The organism is Capnocytophaga sp. oral taxon 323, from assembly GCF_001278825.1.
GTDB classification, from domain to species: domain Bacteria; phylum Bacteroidota; class Bacteroidia; order Flavobacteriales; family Flavobacteriaceae; genus Capnocytophaga; species Capnocytophaga ochracea.
In genome coordinates, this window is sequence record NZ_CP012589.1 from 1714578 (window position 1) to 1739902 (window position 25325).

A 25325-nucleotide genomic window follows, 5' to 3' on the forward strand; every position below is an offset into this window, starting at 1 on the left:
GTGTTGTAAGCGGTATGCTTTAAGGATTAAAACCTGCCCTTAATTCCTAAGGCTTTGGCTTTACTAAGCGCAACTTTGGCTTCTGCCTCGCGCCCAAGTTCGCTATAGAGCAAATACAAATCGTAATAGATTTGGGCGTTTTTGGGTTCGTACTTCAAGGCTTCGTTTAAGAAGCTTTCTGCCTTGTCGTTTTGGGCTTTGCCACTGTAAAGAACGGCGAGGTTTAGGCGAATGTAGTTCAGCTGTTTGTCTTTCAGCAGAGCGCGCTCGTAGAAACGAATGGCGTTATCGGTATCGTTTATCTTCACAAAATAGTCGCCTGCCGTAGCGCTCCCTAATGGAAAATCGGACTGTGAGAGCACAAACTCCTTGTACTCTTGGTGTGCTTGTTCAAATCGGTTATAGACCCTGCAAGCCTCTAATCCTTTTTGGGTGAGCAAGGCATTGGCTGCGAGCATACGTACCGCCCTCACCTTATCGGTAAGTAAGGGTAACAAATCATTTTCATAGAGATTCAGAGGATATTCGCTAATAGCCACCACGGCACGATAACGCGTTTGTGGGTCAGGATTATGAAGTTCTTTTTTAATAAGCGCAAAGCTTTTCTCAGAAGGGTGATTGCCCAGATAGTGAATGGCTCCTGCACGCACAATGGCGGGCGTTGTTTTGTCTTCTAACAGACTACTGAGTGCGGTGATATTTCCTTTACTTCCTTTAATAAGATTTTCGGCGAAATGCGGTTTGCGCTGTTTGCCGTACCACTTGGTAACAGCTTCGGCTGCCCACCCAGCGGTTTTATCGGTATGACAAGCATTGCAAGCGTTGGGTGTGCCATACTGAGCAGACAAATCAGGACGAGGGACGTAGAAATTGTGGTCGTGGCGCACATCGTTGCCCATATAAGTGCGGGTAGGCATATGGCACACACGGCAATCGGTTTCGGCTGGGTTGCCCTTATGGAACGTGTGTGCCTGAGAAGCGTACTTAGGTGCGTGACACTGCAAACACACTTTGCTACCTTCGGCTTTCAGCTTGCCTGTGTGAGGTGAATGGCAAGAGGTACAGCGCACGTTTTGGTGATACATTTTGCTTTGCAAGAAAGACGAATATTTATAGTTTTCACCTAACACTTGTCCGTCGGGAAAATAAAGGTCGGTTACGGGCACTTCGGGCAGATATTCGTCCATTACCTCTGTTACCATAGTGTGGTGTTGGGTTACCTCTCCCCTACGCGTATGGCAAGGCATACAGGCATTGAGTTCTTGGGTTTGCGAGGCAAGGACAAACGTGCGAGTTTTCCCCTTACTCTCGGCGTGCGTTTTAGCCCCTCCGTGGCAGGATTCACAACTTACGGTAAGTTCGCTATAAGTAGTGTGATAGGAGTCGGTATAAGGGTTGAGGTTCTTTTGCAGGTTGGTGCTATGGCAAGAGGCGCACATTAGGTTCCAATTCTGTCCCGCTTGCGTCCAATGCAGGTAATCATCGGGAGGAATCACCTCGCCTGCGTATTGGTGAAACCACTTGTTTTGGCGGCTATCCCACGACTGACGGAAGACTTGCTTTTTGCCGTTAGGAAAATCGGTTATATACTGTTGTAGGGGGTAATAACCAAAGGTATACAATACCTCATAGTCTTTGTAAGAGCCATCTTCGCTTTGTGTATGGATAAAAAATTTGCCATCGCGCTTGAAGAAACGAGAAGTGATGCCATCGGCGGTGTAGGTAGTGTTATTGAAATTGCCGAGTACGGTGCTATCGTTAGCGATTTGCATTGCCTTGTAATGGTCGGAGAGCGTCCATTCATTATACTCTTTTAGGTGACACTGCTTGCAGGAAGCCGAACCTATGTAGCCCTGAAGAGTTTCTTTATTAATATCATCTACGGAGGTATACGCCTCCTGATTAGTAGTTTTGAAGAATAGAAAGACAATGCCCGCAAGGCATAATAGAACAGCAAGAGCTATCAATAGTTTTTTCGACATAAAGAAACATTTAGGCGGTTTTCTTACAGCGGGGCAAAGGTACAAAAACAATATTTAATATACAACGGATAAGACGGTTAAAAATACCAATAAAAGAGTCCTAAAACATTAAAAATTAACAAATGTATTTACTTGTGTTAAAAACTCTTGCATTATTGAAACCTTTTTACTACTTTTGCGCAAAATTAAATATAGATGACAAAACTGAGATTGTTGTACTCTTGGGCTCTTTTCTTGCTGGTAATTTTTAGTGTTACAGCACAGAACATAGAGGTTTCAGGTACTGTAAAAGATGAAAAAGGTGAGCCTTTATTAGGTGTATTGGTATTAATCAAGGGTACCCAGCACGGTGCCGCTACCGATATAGACGGGAATTATACTATCCAAACCAAAGTGGGAGAAACGTTGAGTTTTTCGATTTTAGGAATGAAGACAGTAGAGAGAAAAATAACCGCCTCCACCAAACGATTAGACATAGTTCTTAAAGAAGATGTACAAGAGCTTGAAGAGATGGTGGTTACCGGCTATGGAGCTCCTAAGCTCGCCAGCCGCACCGTCGCACAAGTCGCACAAGTACAAGGTAAAGATGTGAGTGCCGCTCCGGTAGCCAGCGTATCCGATGCCTTACAAGGACGATTAGCAGGGGTAGTGGTAACCAGCGATTCAGGTCGCCCTGGTAGCAATAGCGATATTCTTATCCACGGGTATAACAACTTCCAAGGCGCACTACGAGGTGAGAGAACCCAAGAACCTCTTTATATAATGGACGGAATAGCCGTAAGCAGTAGTGTGATGAGCAGGTTCAACCCTAATGATATCGAGAGTATTACGGTACTTAAAGACGCGGCTTCTACCTCTATCTACGGAGCACGTGCCGCCAATGGGGTGATACTTATCACTACCAAAAAAGGGCGTAATAACGAGCGTACAAGCGTAACCATCAGTCACCAACTCGGCTTTACAGCGCTTACCAACGCTAGCCGTAAGTTTTTTGACGATATGATGACCCCACGCGAGTATATGGACTTTTGGATAGAAAAAATCCTGAAGCAGTAAACTTGGCTGTAGGTAAGTTCAGTTCAAGCAAGGATGTAGCGAGACAGTCAGCAGATAAAATTTTAGCCGATAATCCTTACAATACCCGTTGGGATAAGGTTTTCTTTAGAGATTTTGTACCATTGATACGTACTGATGTCTCTATTTCAGGAGGTACTAATAATAGTACTTATTATTTGTCGTTTGGGCACTTCAGCCAAGAGGGTTCTACAGCACCTCGCAGCGATTACCGTCGTTATACTGTCAATGGTAGTATCAATACCCAAATTACTAAATGGTTAAAAACAGGCTTCTCATTTGCAGCAGGACATACCGAGCGCGAAGGAGGTTCCACCCTCAATACACCTAAGGTGATAGCTTTGCCACTTTACAGTCCTACTTACGAAGATGGTCGTCGCAAAAACTATATCCCTGGAATCACCAGTCGTTCAGCTGGTTTCTACCACCCCGACTACTATGCCGAAACACACCCTAGCAACTCTTTCTCCGATGACTTCTTGCCTTCGGGATTCGTCTCTATAGAGCCTATTAAAAACCTCATATTCAAAACACAAGGAGGGATACAATACGGGTATGGCGAATCAGAACTAAAAGAGTTACCTTCGTTTATAGATTATAAGTTTTTCGATGACCCTAATCCTTACACTTCAGTGTCTAACAGTCGTACACTCAGAAAAACAATTACTAACACGTTAGAATATCGCTTCCTGTTAGGAGAAAACAAAAAACATAGCTTCAATGTGTTATTAGGACAAGAGTCGGTTGAAAATAGCAGTAAACAATTAGATGCTACTACTTTCGGACAACCTTCAGAAGGGCTAACAATGCTCCGACACGGTAGTAAAGATAAAAGAATAGAAGACCAAAAGACTGTAAGTACTTTCAATTCTTATTTCGGAAGAGTAGAATACTCTTATAACACTCGTTACTTCTTAGACCTATCAATGCGCCGTGATGGTTCGTCAGCCTTTGGTAAGAACAATCATTATGGTAATTTCTGGGCGATAGGCGCGATGTGGAAGCTAAAACAAGAAAACTTCTTAAAAGATGTAAAATGGCTTTCAGACCTCAATTTGCGCTTCAGTACAGGGCTTTCAGGAAATGCTTTAGGAGGCTACAAACATATCACTACTATAAAACCAGATAATTTCTATCAAGGTAAAACAGCTTATACAGTAGGTAGCTTGGGTAATCCTGATCTACGTTGGGAAGAGCAACGTAAAACTACTGTAGGGCTTAATATTGTGATTGATAGAGGAACTTCTTTCAATATCGAGTACTACGACCGCGAGACTTACGATATGATTTCAAGTCGAGAGCTCAATAGTACTTCAGGGCAAAATCAATTCTTTGACAATGCAGGGGGTATGCGCAACCGTGGGATAGACTTCACCTTCTCATCAGTAGTCTACAGAAGTGAAAATCAAGACTTGAGCATTCGTCCTTACTTCAACGTAAACTATAACAAGCAAGAAATAACTGCTCTTTTTGGCAATAAAACCTCTAATGTGGTTCCTTCTTCTGAAATAGGGTATAAATTAGGTCGTGCCCTTGAATGGGCAGCTGTTATCCCCAAAGGCGTAAACCCTACCACCGGACAAATGGAGTATTACATACCAGGTGATGACCGTATGGAGCAAGTAACTGATGATAATAGAGTAACAACTACTTACGACTCTAGTAAATTAGGACAAACCACAGGCAAGAAAATGCAAGCTCCTATCAATGGTGGATTCGGTTGGAATATCAGCTATAAAACTTTCTCGCTCGATATGGCATTCTCTTTTTCGTTGGAAAAATATAAGTGGAACTACGATATGAAGTACACCGAAAATCCTGACCAGTTTGGAGATCACAACCTAAGTAGAAAAATATTAGACTATTGGAAAAATCCAGGTGATAACACCCGCCACCCTAAGATAAACACTACCACTTTCGTAAATTCATCGGATGCGCGTATGATACAAGACGCCTCATTTATGCGTTTAAAAAATATTACCCTTAGCTATAGCCTCCCGAAAGAAGTGATCAAACAATTGAATTTCTTTGAAGGAGTACGCCTATATGCTACCGCCCGCAATATCTTTACGCTTACCAAATACGAAGGTGCAGACCCTGAGTACAATAATGCTATTTCATCAGGTGGCTATCCTCCTTCTCGTCAATTTACCTTAGGGGTAGATGTTAATTTTTAAAAATGTAAAACAATGAAAAAGATTTATAAAATAATAACTTTAGTAGTAGCTCCTCTCTTCTTTACCGGCTGTTTCAACCTCGACCAACAACCTTATGAAGATTTGAGCCAAGCTAACTCTTTTAAAACCGTACAAGATGCTCAATCTTGGGTGAATGGTATGTATGGTAAGTTGCGTACAAACATATATGGAAGTGCTATGTATGCTACCGACTTGCAAGCTGATTTCCTAAATATGGCTCTAAGAGACGGTACTAACGAAACAATTACAAACTTTCAAAACTGGACGTTGTTTACTGTCAATAATGCAGCTACAGCAACTATTTGGCAACGCTATTGGGGGGCAATACAAAATATAAATATAGGTTTAGAGGGATTCCTACTATTACTATTCCCCAAGAAAATTACCGCACCGATGCGGCACAGATAAAACACAATATGGGCGAATTGTATTTGGCACGTGCTTATTACTACACCTATCTGCTTACGCATTATTGCCCTACCGACGAGGCTTCAGCTTATGGATTGCCTTTGCTAAGCGGGCCTACTATCAACAACTTCCCTAACAGAAGCACAGTAGGCGAAACTTACGATTTTATTTTAGCTGATATAGCACAAGCTGAAACACGTCTTAGCGATGTAACAGGTGCTTTAGGGTCAGAGAAGTTTACCAAAGATGCAGTTGCAGCACTCAAAGCGCGAGTATTGCTTTATAGAGGCAAGTGGGCAGAGGCTTATGCTGCAGCTACTTCAATTATTGGCAGTCGTTATAGTTTAGTAAGTAGCAGTAGTGATTTAGAAAAAGTATGGAAAGATGATGATACTGCAGAAAGCATTGTACAGCTTTACGCTAAATACGATGTAGGGAATACCGCCGAATTGCCTTCAGCTAACGATGTCTATTTAGGATACCAAAGAGAATGGAACTACAGATTGCGTAGATTTGAGATAAAGTATTTACCAAAAGCAATACCTACTCAAGATTTCGTAAATTTGTATAACGACAACGACTACCGTAAGTCTATTTATATTAAAAAACTTTTCGCTAACTATGGTAGTGCTACTTTCAACGATTTGTATTTGGTGAATAAATACCCCGATAACCCTTTGCTAAAACAAACACCCAATGGTTCGTCTACTTATATGCACCGTCCTAAAGTGTTCCGTATTGCCGAAATATACCTCATAGCCGCTGAAGCTGCTTATAAAAACGGCGATCAAACTAATGCTAAAACCTACTTAGACAGATTGCGCACCGCTCGTGGTATTGGTAGTGTAACCTATACAGACCTTTGGACAGAGATTCAAAACGAACGCAACCGCGAACTTGCTTTCGAGGGCTTCCGTATGGCAGACATCAAGCGTTGGAATTTGGGCGTAGTACGTGGTACTCCTCAGAACCTCAGTGCTATTGTTTCAGACCCTGCTGACCAGTATTACCAGCTTAATATCCCTGCGGGGAATTATAAAATGGTTTGGCCACTTTCTCCAAGTGACATTCTCTATGAAAAAGGTAGAGCCAACTGGCAACAAAACCCAGGTTGGTAAAACAATGATTAATTGCTAATACAATAAATAGATTTCAAACATATTTGAAATAAAAAAGCGGTCAGTAGACCGCTTTTTTATTATCATTAATCATTAACTATTATCTCCAAAAGTAGTAGGCTACTACTGATATAAAGATAATACAAAGAATATTCAATACAAAACCTGCTTTTATCATATCACGTTGACTTACCTTGCCCGTGCCGTAAGCTATGGCATTAGGAGGCGTAGCTACAGGTAACATAAAGGCACAAGAGGCTCCTATACCTATGATAAGTGAAAGACCCAAAGGATTAACTCCTAAGTTTTCGGCTACCGATATGAAGATAGGTACTAAGAGAGCTGCGCTGGCGGTATTACTGGTAAATTCAGTTAGGAAAATGATAAAGGTAGCTACCATAAGTCCTATTACAAAATAGTTGCTATCAGCGATGAGAAACTGCACAGAGTCTACCAATGCCTTACTCGCTCCCGATTGTGTAAGGATAACACTTAGTGAGAGTCCGCCTCCGAAGAGCATTAGCACACCCCAATCGGTGTTTTCTTGTATTTGTTTCCATTCGGCCACACCAAAGAAACATACGAACACGGCAGCAATCATTGCAACCACTGCATCAAAGTCTTTGATTTTCTCGATGCCTATAAAAGAAGTGAGCGTTTCGTTAATCAGGTCGCTAAATATCCAGCAAAGGGCTGTGATAAGGAAGATGAGAATGGTGAGATACTGCTTGCCGTTGAGCTTATCTACTACACCTTCAGTAGAGGTGATTTTAATGTTTAGTTTCGGACGGAACACTACGTACAACGTACCAATCATCAAAGGCATTAAACCTAATACTGTAGGCATACCATAGCGCAACCATTCTGAGAATGTGATATTCAGTTGAGAGGCGACAATGGCATTGGGTGGACTACCTACCAAGGTACCCATACCTCCTATACTCGCACTATAAGCAACCCCGAGTATCACAAAAGCATACGTACCTTTATTACTTTCGTAGTCGATGTTTTTAAGTAAACCCATTGCCAAAGGGATAATCATTGCAGCAGTAGCTGTATTACTGATACCCATAGAGAGCAAAGCCGTAGCCAAAAAGAGGAAAAATACCGCCAACAGGAAATTACCTCTGGCTATAGCAATCACCTTATGAGCGATGTACTTGTCAAGCTTTTGTACGCTCAGGGCAGTAGCAATAGCGAAACCTCCAAAGAATAGGAAGATTGTAGGGTTTGCAAAAGCTTGTAGGGCACTTTTGGTACTCTCTAAGCCCAAGAGTATTGCCAATACAGGAACTAAGAGTGCTGTAACGGTAATGTGTATGGCTTCGGTAAGCCATAAGATAGCGACAAAGGCAAGGAGTGCCAAGCCTTTATTAGTAGGCTCTTCATAAGGAAGCAACCCATAGAGCAAAAAGCCTACCGCCAATGCGATGGCTATAATCACGGAACGTTTGATGTAATTGGTCAGCATATATTAGGGTTTTTGTTATTAGCAAAGCACGTAAGCAATTTACGGTTTTATCTTCACCGCATATTTCTTTTCCGAAACAATTACAATCCCTTTTTGGAGCAAAAGATTATTTGGCAAACTTATCTGTTCGCCTTCTGTTGTTTTCAAAAGAGTATAGAAAGATTTTATATCGATTATTTTAGCCTCGATAGGATAATCTTTATCTAAAATCTTAATAGTATCACCTATTCTAAACGGAGAAGAGAAAAACACGATAATTCCCGCTGTAATATTGCTCAAAATCGACCATTGGGCAAAAAACGCTACCCCTATTACAGTAAGTATCGAAGTAACAAAAAGGAAGAGTTGTTCGGTTTTTATTCCCCAAATAGAGACAATGGTAAGGATAGCTAACGCATAAATAAAATAGTCTATATACTTCTTTACCAAATGAGTACGACTCTCTACGAACTCCGCTTTTTTTCCGAACTTATTGATGATAGAGTTCACCAAGTAACGCAAAGCAATAAAGACCACCAATGCAATGGCAGTGGCGATAATTTGATATAGGTAGTCTTGTATATAATTCATATAACTTTACTTCGCGATATTCACAGCACGAGTTTCACGTATTACCGTTACTTTTACTTGACCTGGGTAGGTCATATCGGTTTGGATTTTTTGCGATAAGTTGAATGATAGTTCTGCGGCTTTATCGTCGGTTACTCTTTCGCTTTCTACGATTACACGTAACTCACGACCTGCTTGGATTGCATAGGCTTTCTTCACACCTTGGAAAGTGAAAGCAGCATCTTCGAGGTCTTTGAGACGTTGTATATACGAATCGAGTACTTGGCGACGTGCTCCGGGACGTGCTCCACTAATAGCATCGCATACTTGTACAATAGGCGAAAGCAAGGAGGTCATCTCAATCTCGTCGTGGTGTGCCCCGATAGCATTGCACACTTCGGGTTTTTCGCCGTATTTCTCTGCCCATTCCATACCGAGGAGTGCGTGAGGAGTCTCACTTTCTATCTGCGGTACTTTACCGATGTCGTGCAAGAGTCCGGCACGTTTGGCAAGTTTAGGGTTCAAGCCTAACTCGGCTGCCATTACTCCGCAAAGCTTAGCTACCTCGCGTGAGTGTTGCAAGAGGTTCTGCCCATATGACGAACGGTATTTCATACGTCCTACACATTTTACTAACTCGGGGTGCAATCCGTGGATACCGAGGTCAATTACGGTGCGTTTACCTATTTCTACAATTTCTTCTTCTATTTGTTTGGTAGTTTTTTCAACCACTTCTTCAATACGTGCAGGGTGAATACGCCCGTCGGTTACGAGCTTGTGCAAAGAAAGACGTGCGATTTCGCGACGTACCGAGTCGAAGCAAGAGAGGATAATCGCTTCGGGGGTATCGTCTACAATGATTTCGACCCCAGTAGCTGCTTCGAGGGCACGAATATTGCGACCTTCACGACCGATGATACGACCTTTCACCTCGTCAGACTCGAGATTGAATACCGATACGCAATTGTCTACTGCTTCCTCAGTGCCTATACGCTGAATGGTGTTGATAATGATTTTGCGCGCTTCTTGGTGAGCAGTGAGCTTGGCTTCCTCAATGGTATTTTGGATATAAGCCATCGCGTCGGCTTGGGCTTCACTGCGCAATGAATCGGTGAGTAGTTTCTTAGCTTCTTCGGCAGACAAGCCTGAAATAACCTCTAATTGTTGTACCTGACTTTTGTGTAGGCGGTCTATTTCTTCTTGTTTTTTGTCGAGAGTTTGCAAGCGAAAGTCGGCTTCTTCTGTTTTCTTTTCCAACTCATCTTTTAAGCGCTTATTTTGTGCCAATTCATTGGACACTTGCGACTCTTTATCGCGTATACGCTTCTCAGCCTCTGCCATTTTTTTATCTTTGGCGGAGATTGTTTTTTCGTGTTCAGCTTTTAGTTCAAGGAACTTCTCTTTAGCTTGGAATATCTTGTCTTTTTTGATATTTTCAGCTTCGGCTTTAGCATTTTTCAGAAGAACGTCGGCTTCATTCTTAGCGTTGAGAATGATTTTAGAGGCGTTCTTCTTTTCCAGCGATTTGGCGATAGCGAACCCTATGAAAAGGGCAATAATAAAAACTGCAATACTTATAATAACTGTACTATCCATCTTTGTTGTTTAAAAAATAAAATATTGATATAAAAAATGCCTATATTGATTAATATGTTTCACGTAAAACTCTGAAAAACAGGTTTAGGGATACTCAGTGGGGCAAGTATCCGGCAACTGAAGACCGGCGCGCTTTAGCCGCTGTAACTCTCCCTTTTGTGAAATGTTAATGTTGAGTTTACCGAAAGGACAATCAATATAGGCAGTAAGTTTTCTATGTAAAGGAACGTGTTTTTAACCTATTTGGTTTAAGGCGTTGTATACCTGTGCTAAGGTTTCTTTGAGGGATTCGTCTTCGTGCGTTTCGTTGAGTTTGGCTTGTTCTATTTCTCTTGCCAAAGCGATAGCGCACATTGCTAAGCCATCTTGTTTATCGCGTAGTTCATAAACGGTTTCAAAATCTTGAATCATATCGTTTATCTTTTTAGCGGCTTTTCTAAAACCCTCTTCCTGTTGTGGAGCAATGGTTAAAGGGTATAACCTATCGGCTACCGAAAGTTTAATTCTCAATCCGTCCTGTTCCATTGCTATTGTTTAGTAAGCTGAGTGATACACGCATCGATTTCGCGAATGAGCGTATTGAGCTTCAATTTAGTTTCTCTTTTATTATCTTTACTGCCTAATATACGGTTGGCTATGGCGAGTGTTTCGTTCTTCTCTTTCAGTGTAGTGATAGTGCTTTCCAGCGACTGTTTCTCACTGCGAAGTTCTTCAATGGTTTGTTTTAGCTTGCCATTTTCTTCCCTAAGACTATTGAATTTGCTCTGTAAGACAATGGCTTTCTCTTCTAATAACGCTACCAACTTTTTTAAATCACTCATCAAACAGCGAACTTTGTATATTTGGGGCAAAAATACGCTTTCTTTTTAAAAAAAGCAATTTTTTTAGAAAATAAATGAAACTGAGAAATGTAAGATTTTCATAATCAACATAAAAAAGGACTTTTAAGTTTTAAAGAAAGTCATACCTCAGCGTTGTTATAAATGAAAATCACTTGATTGTATTATAAGTTGATGATTTTCTTTGCTTAGTTTTAACAAAGGGTTGAATTAACTTATTGATTATAAACCTTCCCCCTTACACATACCCAGCTTTCGCTGGCTTCCTCCAAAGGGGGAGATGTGATGCAAAAGCGACTATGAAATTGTAAATCAGAGACAATCATTTCTCAAACATTGATTCACATTATAAATTAACATTTTCTTTATTTTGTTGTTTTGCTAATAGGTAATTTACCGCAGTAGCAGCAGCGTATAACCCAAAAGCGGCTGGCATAAAGCTAATGGTACCATAGAAAGACTTTTTATAGTCGAGACCTTCGGTGCGTTGCATAGAGTCCTTGGAAACTATTTCGGAAGAGAATACGGCTTTTATACCTGAGTGAATACGCTCGTTTTTGAGCCGTTTGCGAATAAACTTTGCCAACGGACAGTTATACGTTTTCATCAGGTCGGTTACTTTTATTTGGGAAACATCGGTAGCACCTCCCGCGCCCATACAACTCACGAGCTTTACGTGTTTGCGTTTAGCTGCAAGAATAAGGTTCAGCTTAGGGGTAATACTATCGATACAGTCGATGACATAATCGAAGTCGGGTGTTACGATTTCCCAAGCGCGCTCAGGGGTGAGAAATTCGTGAATGACGGTGAGTTTCAGCTCGGGGTTGATATCCAAAAGACGTGCTCTCATCACTTCGGTTTTGGCTTGCCCTATCGTAGAATGAAGAGCGGGCAACTGGCGGTTGATATTAGAGAGGGAAACAGTATCAGCATCGACAATAGTGAGAGCTCCTATGCCTGCACGAGTTACAAATTCGGCAGCATAAGAGCCTACGCCCCCTAAGCCTGCAATGAGGATATGGGCATTTTGCAAAGTGGTAATACCTTGTTGTTTAATTAAAAGCTCTGTACGTTCTAACCAATGATTATTCATATTTAAAAAAAGCCCCATCGCAAAGGAAGGGGCTTATAATTCGCTTTTATAGTGCCGATAACAGTGCTTGTCTGCAAGGACACTTTCTACTTAAATAATTAAGAATGACTTCCAAGCCTCATCAAATAGATTACTTTTTCTTCATTATCTTGTATCCATATAATAAGAAAATCTCCTTCTATATGGCATTCTAAACAGTCTTTATATTGCCCTTTTAAATAATGAGGTTTCATTTCATTAGGAATACCTTCTACTCCTTTTCTCTGTAAAATATCAATTACACTAAGAACTTTTTCAATCTTCTTAGAGCTTTTACTATATCTTTTTTTGTCTTTTTTGAAAGCTACAGTTGCTACAACATCAAAAATTATTTCTTCTTCTTCAAAGCTGTTCATCATCTATATCTTTAAAAAGCTGTCTAACGTCTTTATATTTTTTCATAAGGTGACCTTTTTCTTTCACTTCCTGAAAAGCTTTCTGTGTTTCCTCGTTAGGAATAGCTGTTTCAATAGGATATGTTTTTTTCCCTTCTTTTTTACTCAAAAGAACTGTTTTTACTTTGAACTTTTCGAACAAACTTAAGAAAGTAGGGAAATCAGCTTCATTGATAGTTGCTTGTAATGTGATTGTATTCATAATACTACTATTTTTTGGCAAAAGTATAAAATCTTTTTTATTTAACAAAGTATTATTTACTTCTTCAAAAAAAGCCTGTCTGAGAGGCTCTGTTTTGTGAAGGCGATTTGCCAATCGCCCCTACAATATAACTAAAAGCAATTGATTATAATTAACTTTGCCAAAGGTGCGAGTTGCACACTTTGGCAAAGTGTAGCGACGCAAATGCGATTTAAATCTTTTTTACTCTTCTTTCGTGGCGACCGCCTTCAAAAGGGGTGTTGAGAAAGGTTTTGGCTATATCTACGGCTTGCTCAATGGCGGTAAAGCGGGCGGGAATACTTAGCACATTGGCATTGTTATGGGCACGAGCAAGAGCAGAGAGCTCTTTTGTCCAGCAAACGGCACAGCGGATGTGAGGGTGCTTATTGGCGGTCATTGCAATGCCGTTACCACTACCGCAAATCACAATACCAAGGTCGGCTTTGTTTTCTTCTAAGGCTTTGGCTACGGCGTGACCAAAATCGGGGTAGTCTACACTTTCAGAAGTATCAGTACCGCAGTTGAGTACTTCTATTCCTTTACTTTCCAAAAAAGCTACAATGGCTTTTTTATAATCGACTCCTGCGTGGTCATTTCCTATGGCTATTTTCATTTTTATAGCTAATTTTATTGTTATTTGTTTTTTATATATTGTTTGTAAGCTTCACGTAGAGCATCAGCTTGGGTTTTATTGGGGCTTTGGGTGTACATATCGTCAAAATATGCAAAAGATACTACTTTGGTTACTTTGGGAATGGAGAAGGCGGTAGTGAGTTGTTGTTTGACTCTATCGAAAGTGGCGGGATGAAAAGGTACCTGACCATTAGGTGAGGCAAAAGTTTCGAGGTCTGACCAAAATACGCCTTTATAGTTTTTGTTTTCCTGAAATAGTCCGCGCTCAGCCGCTTGGTAGTACTCAGCAAGGCGGTTGAGGGTTACGTGTTGTGCCCCTACCCCATCTTGTAACATAATGATTTCTAAATTACTCTTAGCGAGTTCAGCCATAAAGTGTTGCAACTGTTCGGGAGACGAAAGTGCACTATTCCAAAAGGCAGCAATTGAAACGGGTTTGTTATTCAGCTGGTGCAAACGATTAGAGATGCGGTCTATAAATTTCTCTCTGAAAAGAGCTATCTTATCATCGGTATTATAAGCATAAGGCTCGGGTTCGTGTGGGATATACCACCCTTTGAAGGCTGGGTGAGTACCAAACTGGCGTTGGATATCTTCAGCAATAGCAATACAATAATTGGCTTGAGTTTGTAGCCACGACGCATCGGTTTGGTGTTGCCAATAACTTTCATCAAAGAGCAAGCCTATGTGCACTTCTATGCCTTTACGCTGAGCTGAGGCGAGGATTCGTTGTAGGGTAGGTTTAATTTTGGTGGTAGTAAAGTTATTGTTTGAATCGAACCAAGTGAGGTTATTAGAAGGATTTATATATCCTATGTGTTGCACGATGAGGGTATTCATACCCAAGTCTTTAATTTCGCCTAAAAAATTGTCCCATTGAGCCTCGCTCCAATCACCTTTTTCAAAAAGCTGTATAAAGGTACCTGTAAGTATCTTTTTATCGGAAGGGGAAGGGGTAGGCGGATTGGGTTGTGGATTGGGCTGCGGGTTAGGGTTGGGTTGTGGAGTGGGAACAATAGGGTTGTTGGGGTTGGGGGTAGGTTCATCGGAGTTGCTTTTGCTACAAGAGGCTGATAGCAAAGCGGACAAAATGGTGAGGAATAAAACTAATTTTTTCATCTTATTTAATATTTTTTGCAAAGGTAAGAAGTAATTAGAAAATGAGCAAATTGGAAAAATGAGGAAATTAGGAAATGAGAGAATTAGGAAATGAGGAAATTAGCAAATGGGGAAGTGTTTGGGGATTCGGAAGGTATCAGAAAGAAACGGAAGGGGGCGTTGAGGTGAAAAGTAAAAAATGAGCTATAAGAAGGGTGTGGTTAGCTTATAGAGAGCTTATAGGAAGCTTATACGAATCTTGGACGATTGGTATAGAAAGGGTATATAAAAAGTTGATTCATAATATAATACAACAACACAAAAAATAGGAAAAATGGGGTTTCGAGGCGAAAGAAAAAGAATAGGCAATAGGCCTTAGGCCATAGGCAGTAGGAGGGAGTGTGACGGAAAAGGGGAATGTAGTGAGTCGTTTATTCGGTAAGCCCCCGAACCCCCGAAGGGGGACAAGCTGGAAAAGATGACAAACCTCTTCCTTTACACATACTTCGTTCTCGCAGACTTCCGTTCAAAGAGGAATTAGGGACGGAAAGAGGAAAATTAGGAAATGAGAGAATTAGTAAATTAGAGAGAGACTTAGGGAGAGCTGTCGGACAGGGCAGAGGGTGCGGATTTATCTAACGAGTGATTTGCTTATTAACAAATTGGCTAATTGACAATTTTTTCATATCTTTGCCAAAACTTTTAACTCATACCTCTTAACTGATAACTAAATAAAGTGAACGAATTAAACTTAGAACTTACTGACGTGAGCGCCCAAGTGTTTTGTGGCGAAGACGAAAATAATATCAAATACATCAAAACGCTCTTCCCGAAGCTGAAAATCGTAGCACGGGGGTCTAAACTTATTGTCTTTGGCGAAGAACATTTGCTAAAAGATTTTCAGAAACAAATGGAAAAGCTCATCGCCTATTGCGCGAAATACAATCGCTTAGACGAGCGCACTATCGATAGTATTCTTTCGGCTACTAATACTGAGAAGAGCGAAAAAGTGCGCGAAGAGGACATTATTGTGCACGGCGTGAATGGCAAAATCATACGTCCGCAAACCCCCAATCAAGTAAAATTAGTAGAGCTGATGCACCAAAACGATATGGTATTTGCCGTAGGACCTGCGGGTACAGGTAAGACCTATGTGGGCGTTGCCTTAGCCGTAAAAGCTCTTAAAGAAAAACAAGTGCGTAGGATTATCCTCACTCGTCCGGCAGTGGAAGCAGGCGAGAATCTCGGCTTTCTTCCTGGAGACCTCAAAGAGAAACTCGACCCCTATATGCAACCCCTCTATGATGCCTTGCGCGATATGATTCCGCACGAAAAACTCAACGCCTTTATTGAGGCAGGAATCATAGAGATTGCGCCTCTTGCCTTTATGCGCGGGCGCACCTTAGACAACGCTTTTGTAATCCTTGACGAGGCACAGAACACCACTCACGCCCAAATGAAGATGTTCCTCACCCGTATGGGGCGCAATGCCAAGTTTATGATTACCGGCGACCCTGGACAAATAGACCTACCTCGTAAAGTTTCCTCCGGACTTAAAGAAGCTATGCTTATCCTTCAAAAAGTACGGGGTATCGCCTTCCTTCACTTAGACGACAGAGATGTTGTGCGTCACCCACTGGTACGCAGTATTATAGAGGCTTATAAGACGATTGAGAACAACGAATAGACGTAGCACGACAAGCATTTTTTGCAGTATAAACTTTGAAGTTCGAAGTAGCTTGTCGTGCTACGACCTTTGGCAAAGTTTTTTACTTCTTATTCCAACCTTTCTGAAAATTCTTCGTTTATAGAGCAGAAAGTGAAAGATATTAGCGCTCTTCTTTAAAAAATAATCAAGAAAAGATAATTGATAATCAGCGTAATGGAAAAATAATGATATCATAACGCTATTTTTATGGTACTTTGTATTGCATAATACTTTTATTTGTTATATCTTTGCGCCGTGAAATTAATTAGTTTACATTTAGTAACCAAAAACCATACAAACAATGAAAAAGATTATTCTATCACTGCTTTTAGCAGTAACTGCCAATGGCTTTGCACAATCTTCTTTTAAAGGAACCTTATTGAATACTGAAAAAAAGCCTGTGAGTGCTGCCAATGTGCTCCTAATGACTCTCCCCGACTCTACCCTTGTAAAAGGGGCAATAAGCAATCAGCGAGGTGTTTTTGAACTACCCAATGCCGCTGAGGGTAAAAAGGTGGTTATCAAAATTACGCATTTGGAATATCAAACGGTGGTATTTACGCCCTCAGGGAGCAACTTGGGCACCATTGTTTTGACTCCTGCTACCAATCAGTTAGGAGAAGTAGTGGTAACAGCTCATCGCCCGATATTAGAACAGAAGGGTACGCGCATCAGTACCAATGTGGCGCAATCGACCTTGCAGAACCTACCCAAAGCCGAAATGCTTATCAACTTCTTGCCTGGGGTGAGCACTTCCTACACCGGTGGAGGTTATGAGGTGTTTGGCAAAGGCAATCCTATCTTCTATATCGATAACCGCAGGGTGCGCAATTTAGATGAGGTGAATCAGTTATCGCCCAAAGATATTGAGAGCATAGAGCTGGAAACCCAACCTGGTGCGGAACACGACAATACGGTGGGTGCGGTAATTTATATCAAACTGAAAAAGAAACAAGGCGATGGACTCAGCGGGTCGGTTGAAAATGAAAACTATGTGTTAAAAAAAGGAGCTATGATAACTACTTGGCTTAGTCTCAACTATCGCAAAGGCAAAACCGACTGGTTTACTACTATAGGTAACTTCAACAACTTCAACAAGAAAAATGCCGACCTCTATCAGGATTTGCAAGTGCATACCCAGAGCAATGATTGGCGGGTAACAAGCGACGAAACTAACAGGAGTAATGCCAAAGGAATAAATGCTAAAATAGGGGTAGCACACGAGATTTCGGACAAACATTCCATAGGCGCAAGTGTGAGAGGGAGTGTAGAACCTTGGGTAGGACACAGGTTTAGCACCCAAGAGACCACTACCTTCAAAAATAACCTCCTTACTGCCAAAGGGCTCAATGAATACGACCGCTTTAGCCAAGATAAAAAGTTAGGCATTAATGCCTATTACGAAGGCAAAATTACTGACAAACTGAAACTGCAAACCGATGTAGATTATATCGGTCAGCGTTCCGATAACACTTCCGATGTCGTGGAGCACAACCTCCTCAGCACAACCTCTCGTAATGTGCACACCCATTCCGATGCTGCTTCCGATTGGTGGGGACTCAAAACTACTTTCTTGCAAACCCTTGGCAAGGGCGCTATAAACTATGGCGTAGAGGCAAGCGACCTGCATCGCACTGAGGACTATACCGATAATGTGCTTTCGGCTTCGGATATTAAGAATACCGAAACGCGTTCGGCTGGTTTTGTGAGCTTCTCTTACCCTATTAAAAAAGTGAGTTTGAAACTCGGTACGCGCTACGAGTACGCCGACTTTGGTTATTACGAAAACGGACAAAAGAGCCCCGTAAAAAGCAAGACCTACCGCGATTGGTTACCCAATATTTCTATCGCATTCCCTTGGGATAAAACTCAACTGACCTTTAGTTATGCACGCAAAATCAAACGTCCGGCTTTTTATGAGCTCAGCGACTACAACAGTTATAGTTCTCCTTTCTTGTACAATCGCGGAAACCCATATATTGTGCCTCAGCTTACTGATGAATGGAATGCCTTGGCTACTTATGGTCCTATTTCGGCTTCGGTAAGTTATTCGAATATTCACAAGGGTATTTATTCCGATTACCAACTCTCAAGCATCAATCCCGATGCCGTTGAAAAAACCCTTCGCAATTACGACGATTTTAGCGAACTGAAATGTGTGCTCAATGCGCAAACCCAAATAGGCAAATGGATGCCTAAACTTACGCTCACTTATAAAAAACCTTTTGCTAACAATGTGTTTTACACCAGTGAAGGTAGGTTTATGGTAGAAATGATGAACCAAATTACTCCTACTGAAAACTGGTTAATCTTGGCGATGTTTATTTATATGAACAAAGGTTCAAACCGAGAAGTCTACGCCTACAAGGATATGAGCGGAATAGTCGTAGGGGTTGCCCGTATGTTCTTCCACCAATCGCTTACAGTGTATGCCGTAATTTCGGACCCTTATAACGGTCTCAATGAGCACACACGCGTACAAAATCCGTACATTAGTAATAGTACTGCTCAGAATTACAGCAATTTTGGATTTAAAGTAGGACTGAGTTACAATTTCAATACCACCCAAAGCAAGTATAAAGGACAAGGAGCTGGAGAAGAAGAGAAGAACCGCTTGTAATTAGAAAATTAGAGAATGAGGAAATGAGAAAATGAGAAAATGGGGTGTGAGCTTGTATTAGAGGAATGAGGCTGTGCCTCAGAAATCAAACAAAATTTAAACAAAATCAAGGCTACGCCTTGTAAACCAGCGGAGGTATTGTTAGTTTGTTCAACTTTACCAAAGGTGCGAGCCGCACAGGCAGTCGTAGCACGACGGGCAGTAATGGAGTTCTCGGACGATTCGGACTTGTCGGACAGAAATAAGACGAGATAGAAGGCTTTATTGAGAAGAGCTAAGGAGAAAGAAAGATATCGGAAATATTCGGAAGGGAGAGTTTAGATAAAAGGTAAAAGATGAGCCGTAAGGAGGGTGGGGTTAGCTTATAGAGAGCTTATAGGAAGCTTATACGAATCTTGGACGATTGGTATAGAAAGGGTATATAAGTGATTGACTCATAATATAATACAACAAGGCTAAAAATGGTGAAAACGGGGTTTCGAGGCGAAAGAAAAGGGAATAGGCACTAGGCCTTAGGGCATAGGCAATAGGGGGAGTATGGCGCGAAAAGGAAGGATAATTAGAGAATTAGCAAATTAGTAAATGATGAAGAGTGAGGTCTTAGGACATAGGCATAGGTGATGACATTCCCCTTTACACATACCCAGCTGTCGCTGGCTACCTTCAAAGGGGGAATTGTAGCGAATCATTTATTCGGTAGACCCCCGAACCCCCGAAGGGGGACAAGCTGGAAAAGCTGACAAACCTCTCCCTTTACACATACTCCGCTCTCGCGGACTTCCGTTCAAAGGGGGAATTAGGGACGGGAAAGGTGTGAGGTCGTAGCACGACAAGCAATTGAAAGTAGTACGACGGGTGATTGAAAATAGTACGACGGGTGATTGAAAATAGTATTTTATTATATCGAATTGAGGTTAAATAAGGGTAGAAAAATTCTTTAAAAAGAGAAACAAACAATGGTTATTTAGTTATAAATATAACAAGAGGAGCTTTGTTATTCTTATTTTACTTTGTTTTGGCATAGTTTTGGTGAATAGGAGGATATGGTGTATTGGTACATTTAGAAATCTTTTGTACTTTTGCGCCCCAAAAAAGTATTATTTTAAATAGAACATTATTATGAAAAGAATCATAGCTATTGCCTTATTAGCTACTACTGTCGCTTTTGGGCAGAGTCAGAAAAAGAATGGTTGGGAGCGTGCTCAGCTGAAAGGGAAAGTAAAAACGGTTGTGCAATCGGGTATTCAAATTGGTGAAAACGGAGAAGAAATACCGATGAACTCTGAGCTTTTTTCGCAGTTTGACAAAAAGGGAACTGTTGTGAAAATGCAATCGAAGCAAAATGGAATGACGATTAAATTCGTGGATGTGTATGACAAAGACGGGAATATGATAGAGTCGGCTTCGAGAGATGATTCGAACACGTTGCTTTCTAAGAATGTGTATGAGTATGACGAAAAAGGGAACCTTACCAAGCACGATGTAGAGACGCCCGACGGGAATATTTTTATGAGCCGAATAAATGTTTATAACGAACAGAATCAGCTTGTAGAACGCACGGATTGTATAGCAGGAATGTGCCAAGATAAAACGACTTATAAGTATACTCCTGAGGGGAAACTATCGGAAGAGTCTAAATTTACAAAGGACGAGCTTACCAGCAAAACGGTATATACTTACGATGCCAAAGGGAATATGGTAGAAAAGCAAGTGTTTGACAAAGATAACGCTTTGAAACAGAGAGTTGTTTCAGCTTTTGACAAAAACAACAATGAGGTGGAGGTTAAATACTTTGACAAAGATGGTAACGTTACTAAAACAGAGACTTACGAGTTTGTGTATGACAAGAAGAACAACTGGACAAAGAAAACAATGTCGGTTAACGGTCAGCGTGTAACGATTTTCACACAGAAGTTGAAATATTTTTAGGAATAAGAAGTTTTTTTAATATCATAAGGGTTGGCTTACGAAGGTGAGTCAACCCTTATGTATTAAGAAGGGAATATTTTTATATAATTCAAAATATTTTTGTATCTTTGCACTGTGGAAGGCTGTGTTTAATGGCTATAGAACTGTGGCGCGGTAGGCATTACGTAGTCGTAGTGCGACGGGCTATTAGGACTTTGACAAAAGTCGTGGCAAAGCAACACTAACTATTAAGGATTAAAAACTAAGGATTAATAATATTCGACATATGAAAAAATACAAATGGTTGACCTACAAGGTCAGTACGAAAGAATTAAAAACGACGTACAAGCTTCTTTTGAAGAAGTACTCAACACCACCGCTTTTATTAATGGACCTCAGGTACAAGCCTTTCAAAAGGAATTGGAAAACTATATGGGGGTAAAACACGTAATCCCTTGCGCCAACGGTACTGATGCCCTACAAATAGCAATGATGGGTCTCGGACTCAAAGAAGGCGATGAAGTTATCACTGCCGATTTTACCTTCGCAGCAACTGTGGAAGTGATTGCCTTACTAAAACTCACCCCTGTACTCGTAGATGTATACGATGATACTTTCAATATCAACATCGAGGCAATTGAAAAAGCGATTACTCCCCGCACGAAAGCTATTGTACCCGTGCATTTGTTCGGTCAGCCAGCCAATATGGAAGCTATTATGGCTTTGGCTAAAAAACATAACCTCTTTGTGATTGAAGACAATGCGCAAGCCATTGGTGCCGATTACACTTTTGCCGATGGACACAAACAAAAAGTAGGAACTATCGGTCACGTAGGGGCAACCTCTTTCTTCCCTTCTAAGAACCTAGGTTGCTACGGCGACGGAGGGGCTATCTTCACTAACGACGACGACTTGGCTTACACTCTTCGCGGTATCGTAAATCACGGTATGTATGTGCGTTATCACCACGATGTAGTAGGGGTAAACTCTCGTCTCGACTCTTTACAAGCAGCAGTATTGCGCGCCAAACTCCCTCACCTAAACGATTATAACGCCCGCCGCCGTGAAGCAGCTCGCAAATATACCGAAGCACTGAAAGGCAATCCTCATATCATTACCCCTGTAATTGCCAAAGGTAACGACCACGTGTTCCACCAATATACTCTCCGTATTACCAATGGCAAACGCGATGAACTCGCCAAAGTATTGGGTGAAAAAGGAGTGCCTTTTGGTATTTACTACCCTATACCATTGCACGCCCAAAAAGCCTATACCCGCAACTCTTATAACGAAGCTGATTTTGGTGTTACTAATAAATTAGTACAAGAAGTCATCTCTCTGCCTATGCACACCGAGCTTGACGACGAGCAAATAGCGTTTATCACAGAATTAATTAAGAAAACAGTGTAATTGTAGGTCGTGGTACGACAAGCAAAAAGACAGAATAACTAATAACTAAAACAAAAATAATGAGTCAAAAAATTCCTTGGCAAGAACGCCCTGCGGGTTGTACCGATGTAATGTGGCGTTATTCTGAAAACCCTATTATCGGTAGGTATGATATCCCTACCTCTAACAGTATTTTTAACTCGGCTGTTGTACCTTTTGGCGACGGCTATGCAGGGGTTTTCCGCTGCGACAACAAAGCAGTGCAAATGAACATTTTTGCTGGCTTCAGTAAAGATGCTATCCACTGGGAAATCAACCACGAACCTATCGTGATGAAAGGTGGTAATACTGATTTCCTTCATTCTGAGTATAAGTACGACCCTCGCGTAACGTTTATCGAAGACCGCTATTGGGTAACTTGGTGTAATGGCTATTGTGGTCCTACTATCGGGATTGCCTATACTTTTGATTTCAAAGAGTTTTTCCAATGCGAGAATGCCTTTTTGCCTTTCAACCGCAACGGGGTGCTCTTCCCTGAGAAAATCAATGGTAAATATGCAATGCTTAGCCGCCCAAGTGATAACGGACATACGCCTTTCGGTGATATTTTCATCAGCTATAGCCCCGATATGAAATACTGGGGTGAACACCGCTGCGTGATGAAAGTAACACCTTTTATAGATAGCGCTTGGCAATGTACTAAAATAGGAGCAGGAGCTGTGCCTATCAAAACAAAAGATGGTTGGCTATTGTTCTATCACGGGGTAATCAACACTTGCAACGGTTTCCGCTATTCTATGGGGGCTGCTTTGTTAGACCTCAACAATCCAAGCAAGGTAATCGCTCGTACACAGCCTTACCTCTTGGCGCCTGCCACTCTCTACGAAACTACCGGCGATGTGCCTAATGTGGTATTCCCTTGTGCTGCCTTGCATTCTATCGAAGAGGACAAAGTAGCAGTGTACTACGGCGCTGCCGATACAGTAGTGGGCGTTGCTTTCGGACGTATTTCCGAAATCGTAAAATTCACTAAAGAAAACTCATTGTAAACAGATAAATATAACAAGTGAAAAAGCGCAAGCCGACGGCTTGCGCTTTTTTTATTGTCCCTTTTTTACTACCTTTGCGCCTTGTATCGTCATTTGTCATTCGTAATTCATCATTAAAATGTATACATTCTCTCTTTATATCATCAAGGCAATCCTCCCCATCGTTGCCCTATTCAACAAAAAAATACACCTCTTTGTAAGCGGACGTAAAACCGTATGGACTACCCTTACCGCAAAACTCGACCCTCATACCCGCTATGTGTGGATACATACCGCTTCTCTCGGCGAGTTCGAACAAGGTTTGCCCGTTGTTAAAGCCCTGAAAAAACAAGGCTATAATATACTCATTACCTTCTTTTCTCCCTCAGGCTACGAGGTGCGCAAAAACACCCCCGATGCCGATATAGTGGTCTATCTTCCTCTTGATACACCTGCTAATGCCCGCAAGTTCGTGCAAATGGTAAATCCTGCAATGGCTATTTTTGTGAAATACGAGTTTTGGGTCAATTACCTTTCTGAGCTCAAAAAAGCACAAGTACCCACTTATTTGCTCTCCGGTATTTTTCGCAAAAATCAAATCTTCTTCAAGCCTTACGGTGGAATGATGCGCCGAGCCCTGCATTGCTTTACTCATTTTTTTGTGCAGAACGAGCTTTCTCAGCAACTACTTAAAAACTTAGGCTTCAATAATGTAACTGTCAGTGGCGACACCCGCTTCGACCGTGTAGCCGAAATATTGGAACGAGACAACCATTTAGATTTTGTAGAGCAGTTCAAAGGAAACAATCTATGTGTGGTCTTCGGTAGTTCGTGGGCTACCGACGAAGACATTTACTTGCAGTATATCAACACTTGCACTGCCCCAGTGAAGTTCATCATTGCCCCTCATAATATTCACCCTACCGATATCGCAGAACTCAAATACAACCAGCAGAAGTTAAACCGTAAAGTTGCCCTATTCTCCGAGAAAGACTCTCTTAACCTTTCTGATTACGACGTACTCATCATCGATACCATAGGCATTCTCACCAAAGTGTACAGCTATGCCGATATAGCCTATGTAGGAGGCGGAATGGGCACTACGGGCTTACACAATGTCTTAGAGCCCGCCGTATTTGGGGTACCTGTAATCATCGGTAAGAATTATGAAAAGTTCAATGAAGCAAAGGAGTTAGTCACCTTAGGAGGCGTTCTCTCCGTAAGCAGTAAAGAAGAATTCGCCCAGGTGATGAATAACCTTGTTACTTCACCCGAAAAGCGCACCGCTATAGGCAATATCAATCGCCAATATATAAACGAAAAACAAGGCGCTACAAAGACTTTTTTACAAGCAATAACTTCGCTTTAGCCTCGCCTTACCGCTTCTTTACCTTCGTTTTTCCGTCACCACATTCCTCCTATTACCTCCGTCATTCGTCATTCGTTCCTCGTCATTCCTTCCCTTTTCCATCATCACATTCCCCCTTTGAAAGGGGTTAGGGGGATGTTCTCCCCTAGTGCCTATGGCCTAAGTCCTAGTACCTCTTCCTCTTTCTTTCGCCTCGAAACCCCGTTTTCACCATTTTTCGCATCGCTGTATTATACTATTAGTCAAACACTTATATACCCTTTCTATACCAATCGTCCAAGATTCGTATAAGCTTCCTATAAGCTCTCTATAAGCTACCCCCACCCTCCTTACACCCTTTTTTCACCAAAAACTCTCCCTTCCCTCTTCCGAACTCTTCCGATATTTTCCGAACCTCTCAACCCTTCCCCATTTGCTAATTTTTCCCCGCCTGCCGTGCTACGGCTGCCCGTGTGGCTCGCACTGCCTGTGCGGCTCGCACTGCCCGTGTGGCTCACACCTTTGGAAAAGTTGATTAGTGGCATTATTGGCATTTCTGGTATTATTGGCATTTACTCCATTCTCTCATTTCCAAATTTGCTAATTAA

17 protein-coding genes and 3 pseudogenes are annotated in these 25325 nt (G+C 41.6%); 9 read left to right on the forward strand and 11 right to left on the reverse strand.

Features of this window, described 5'->3' with window-relative positions; translation table 11 throughout:
• Positions 1–26: 26 nt before the first annotated feature.
• Positions 27–1982, reverse strand: coding sequence for a multiheme c-type cytochrome (locus tag AM608_RS07420; protein ID WP_053581285.1), 1956 nt, complete (start codon positions 1980–1982; stop codon positions 27–29).
• A gap of 195 nt (positions 1983–2177) precedes the next feature.
• Here AM608_RS07420 and AM608_RS07425 point away from each other — a divergent pair.
• Together AM608_RS07425 and AM608_RS07430 are read left to right on the forward strand one after the other, a co-directional pair.
• Positions 2178–5233 (forward strand): annotated as a pseudogene (locus tag AM608_RS07425) (SusC/RagA family TonB-linked outer membrane protein).
• 12 nt (positions 5234–5245) lie between these two features.
• Positions 5246–6780: pseudogene (locus tag AM608_RS07430) on the forward strand (RagB/SusD family nutrient uptake outer membrane protein).
• Positions 6781–6880: 100 nt separating this feature from the next.
• On the opposite strand, the gene AM608_RS07435 reads toward AM608_RS07430, so the two are convergent.
• The 10 genes from AM608_RS07435 to AM608_RS07480 form a co-directional block, all read right to left on the reverse strand.
• The gene (locus AM608_RS07435) at positions 6881–8251 is read right to left on the reverse strand and encodes a DASS family sodium-coupled anion symporter (RefSeq protein WP_053581286.1); all 1371 of its coding nucleotides are present in this window, start codon (positions 8249–8251) and stop codon (positions 6881–6883) included.
• A 39-nt stretch (positions 8252–8290) separates the two neighbouring features.
• On the reverse strand, positions 8291–8821 hold the full coding sequence (locus AM608_RS07440; RefSeq protein WP_053581287.1) for a mechanosensitive ion channel family protein: 531 nt from the start codon (positions 8819–8821) through the stop codon (positions 8291–8293).
• A 6-nt stretch (positions 8822–8827) separates the two neighbouring features.
• Positions 8828–10396, reverse strand: coding sequence for a ribonuclease Y (rny, locus tag AM608_RS07445; protein ID WP_053581288.1), 1569 nt, complete (start codon positions 10394–10396; stop codon positions 8828–8830).
• Between the two features lie 234 nt (positions 10397–10630).
• Positions 10631–10921 (reverse strand): cell division protein ZapA, encoded by a 291-nt coding sequence (locus AM608_RS07450; protein WP_009410520.1) that lies wholly within the window; start codon positions 10919–10921, stop codon positions 10631–10633.
• 2 nt (positions 10922–10923) lie between these two features.
• Positions 10924–11217: a hypothetical protein gene (locus AM608_RS07455; protein WP_002674144.1), complete on the reverse strand. Its 294-nt coding sequence runs from the start codon at positions 11215–11217 to the stop codon at positions 10924–10926.
• A 364-nt stretch (positions 11218–11581) separates the two neighbouring features.
• A complete protein-coding gene (locus AM608_RS07460; protein ID WP_053581289.1) occupies positions 11582–12328 on the reverse strand; it encodes a ThiF family adenylyltransferase in 747 nt (248 codons plus the stop codon).
• A gap of 98 nt (positions 12329–12426) precedes the next feature.
• Positions 12427–12723 (reverse strand): type II toxin-antitoxin system YafQ family toxin, encoded by a 297-nt coding sequence (locus tag AM608_RS07465; protein WP_053581290.1) that lies wholly within the window; start codon positions 12721–12723, stop codon positions 12427–12429.
• A complete protein-coding gene (locus AM608_RS07470; protein ID WP_053581851.1) occupies positions 12710–12964 on the reverse strand; it encodes a hypothetical protein in 255 nt (84 codons plus the stop codon). Before AM608_RS07470 ends, AM608_RS07465 begins: the two co-directional genes overlap by 14 nt.
• Before the next feature lie 211 nt (positions 12965–13175).
• Positions 13176–13598, reverse strand: a complete 423-nt coding sequence (rpiB, locus tag AM608_RS07475; RefSeq protein ID WP_053581291.1) for a ribose 5-phosphate isomerase B — start codon at positions 13596–13598, stop codon at positions 13176–13178.
• A 20-nt stretch (positions 13599–13618) separates the two neighbouring features.
• On the reverse strand, positions 13619–14737 hold the full coding sequence (locus AM608_RS07480; protein WP_053581292.1) for a DUF4434 domain-containing protein: 1119 nt from the start codon (positions 14735–14737) through the stop codon (positions 13619–13621).
• 405 nt (positions 14738–15142) lie between these two features.
• On the opposite strand from AM608_RS07480, the pseudogene AM608_RS12550 reads away from it, so the two are divergent.
• The 7 genes and pseudogenes from AM608_RS12550 to AM608_RS07510 form a co-directional block, all read left to right on the forward strand.
• Positions 15143–15355 (forward strand): annotated as a pseudogene (locus AM608_RS12550) (hypothetical protein); the annotation flags it as partial.
• A 97-nt stretch (positions 15356–15452) separates the two neighbouring features.
• Positions 15453–16403, forward strand: coding sequence for a PhoH family protein (locus AM608_RS07485; protein ID WP_053581293.1), 951 nt, complete (start codon positions 15453–15455; stop codon positions 16401–16403).
• Between the two features lie 322 nt (positions 16404–16725).
• Positions 16726–19044: an outer membrane beta-barrel protein gene (locus tag AM608_RS07490; RefSeq protein ID WP_053581294.1), complete on the forward strand. Its 2319-nt coding sequence runs from the start codon at positions 16726–16728 to the stop codon at positions 19042–19044.
• Positions 19045–20163: 1119 nt separating this feature from the next.
• Positions 20164–20973, forward strand: a complete 810-nt coding sequence (locus AM608_RS07495) for an RHS repeat domain-containing protein (protein ID WP_053581295.1) — start codon at positions 20164–20166, stop codon at positions 20971–20973.
• A gap of 279 nt (positions 20974–21252) precedes the next feature.
• On the forward strand, positions 21253–22362 hold the full coding sequence (locus AM608_RS07500) for a DegT/DnrJ/EryC1/StrS aminotransferase family protein (RefSeq protein WP_053581296.1): 1110 nt from the start codon (positions 21253–21255) through the stop codon (positions 22360–22362).
• 59 nt (positions 22363–22421) lie between these two features.
• On the forward strand, positions 22422–23390 hold the full coding sequence (locus tag AM608_RS07505; protein WP_009417204.1) for a glycoside hydrolase family 130 protein: 969 nt from the start codon (positions 22422–22424) through the stop codon (positions 23388–23390).
• Positions 23391–23508: 118 nt separating this feature from the next.
• Entirely contained in the window at positions 23509–24738 is a 1230-nt protein-coding gene (locus AM608_RS07510) for a 3-deoxy-D-manno-octulosonic acid transferase (RefSeq protein WP_053581297.1), read from the forward strand.
• Positions 24739–25325: the final 587 nt, after the last annotated feature.

Coding starts and splice junctions, on each gene's coding strand:
- AM608_RS07450 (WP_009410520.1), bottom strand. CDS start 10,921: ATGGAACAGGACGGATTGAGAATTAAACTTTCGGTAGCCGATAGGTTA.
- rny (WP_053581288.1), bottom strand. CDS start 10,396: ATGGATAGTACAGTTATTATAAGTATTGCAGTTTTTATTATTGCCCTT.
- AM608_RS07495 (WP_053581295.1), top strand. CDS start 20,164: ATGAAAAGAATCATAGCTATTGCCTTATTAGCTACTACTGTCGCTTTT.
- AM608_RS07440 (WP_053581287.1), bottom strand. CDS start 8,821: ATGAATTATATACAAGACTACCTATATCAAATTATCGCCACTGCCATT.
- AM608_RS07505 (WP_009417204.1), top strand. CDS start 22,422: ATGAGTCAAAAAATTCCTTGGCAAGAACGCCCTGCGGGTTGTACCGAT.
- AM608_RS07480 (WP_053581292.1), bottom strand. CDS start 14,737: ATGAAAAAATTAGTTTTATTCCTCACCATTTTGTCCGCTTTGCTATCA.
- AM608_RS07455 (WP_002674144.1), bottom strand. CDS start 11,217: ATGAGTGATTTAAAAAAGTTGGTAGCGTTATTAGAAGAGAAAGCCATT.
- AM608_RS07465 (WP_053581290.1), bottom strand. CDS start 12,723: ATGAACAGCTTTGAAGAAGAAGAAATAATTTTTGATGTTGTAGCAACT.
- rpiB (WP_053581291.1), bottom strand. CDS start 13,598: ATGAAAATAGCCATAGGAAATGACCACGCAGGAGTCGATTATAAAAAA.
- AM608_RS07490 (WP_053581294.1), top strand. CDS start 16,726: ATGAAAAAGATTATTCTATCACTGCTTTTAGCAGTAACTGCCAATGGC.
- AM608_RS07500 (WP_053581296.1), top strand. CDS start 21,253: ATGGTTGACCTACAAGGTCAGTACGAAAGAATTAAAAACGACGTACAA.
- AM608_RS07435 (WP_053581286.1), bottom strand. CDS start 8,251: ATGCTGACCAATTACATCAAACGTTCCGTGATTATAGCCATCGCATTG.
- AM608_RS07470 (WP_053581851.1), bottom strand. CDS start 12,964: ATGAATACAATCACATTACAAGCAACTATCAATGAAGCTGATTTCCCT.
- AM608_RS07420 (WP_053581285.1), bottom strand. CDS start 1,982: ATGTCGAAAAAACTATTGATAGCTCTTGCTGTTCTATTATGCCTTGCG.
- AM608_RS07510 (WP_053581297.1), top strand. CDS start 23,509: ATGTATACATTCTCTCTTTATATCATCAAGGCAATCCTCCCCATCGTT.
- AM608_RS07460 (WP_053581289.1), bottom strand. CDS start 12,328: ATGAATAATCATTGGTTAGAACGTACAGAGCTTTTAATTAAACAACAA.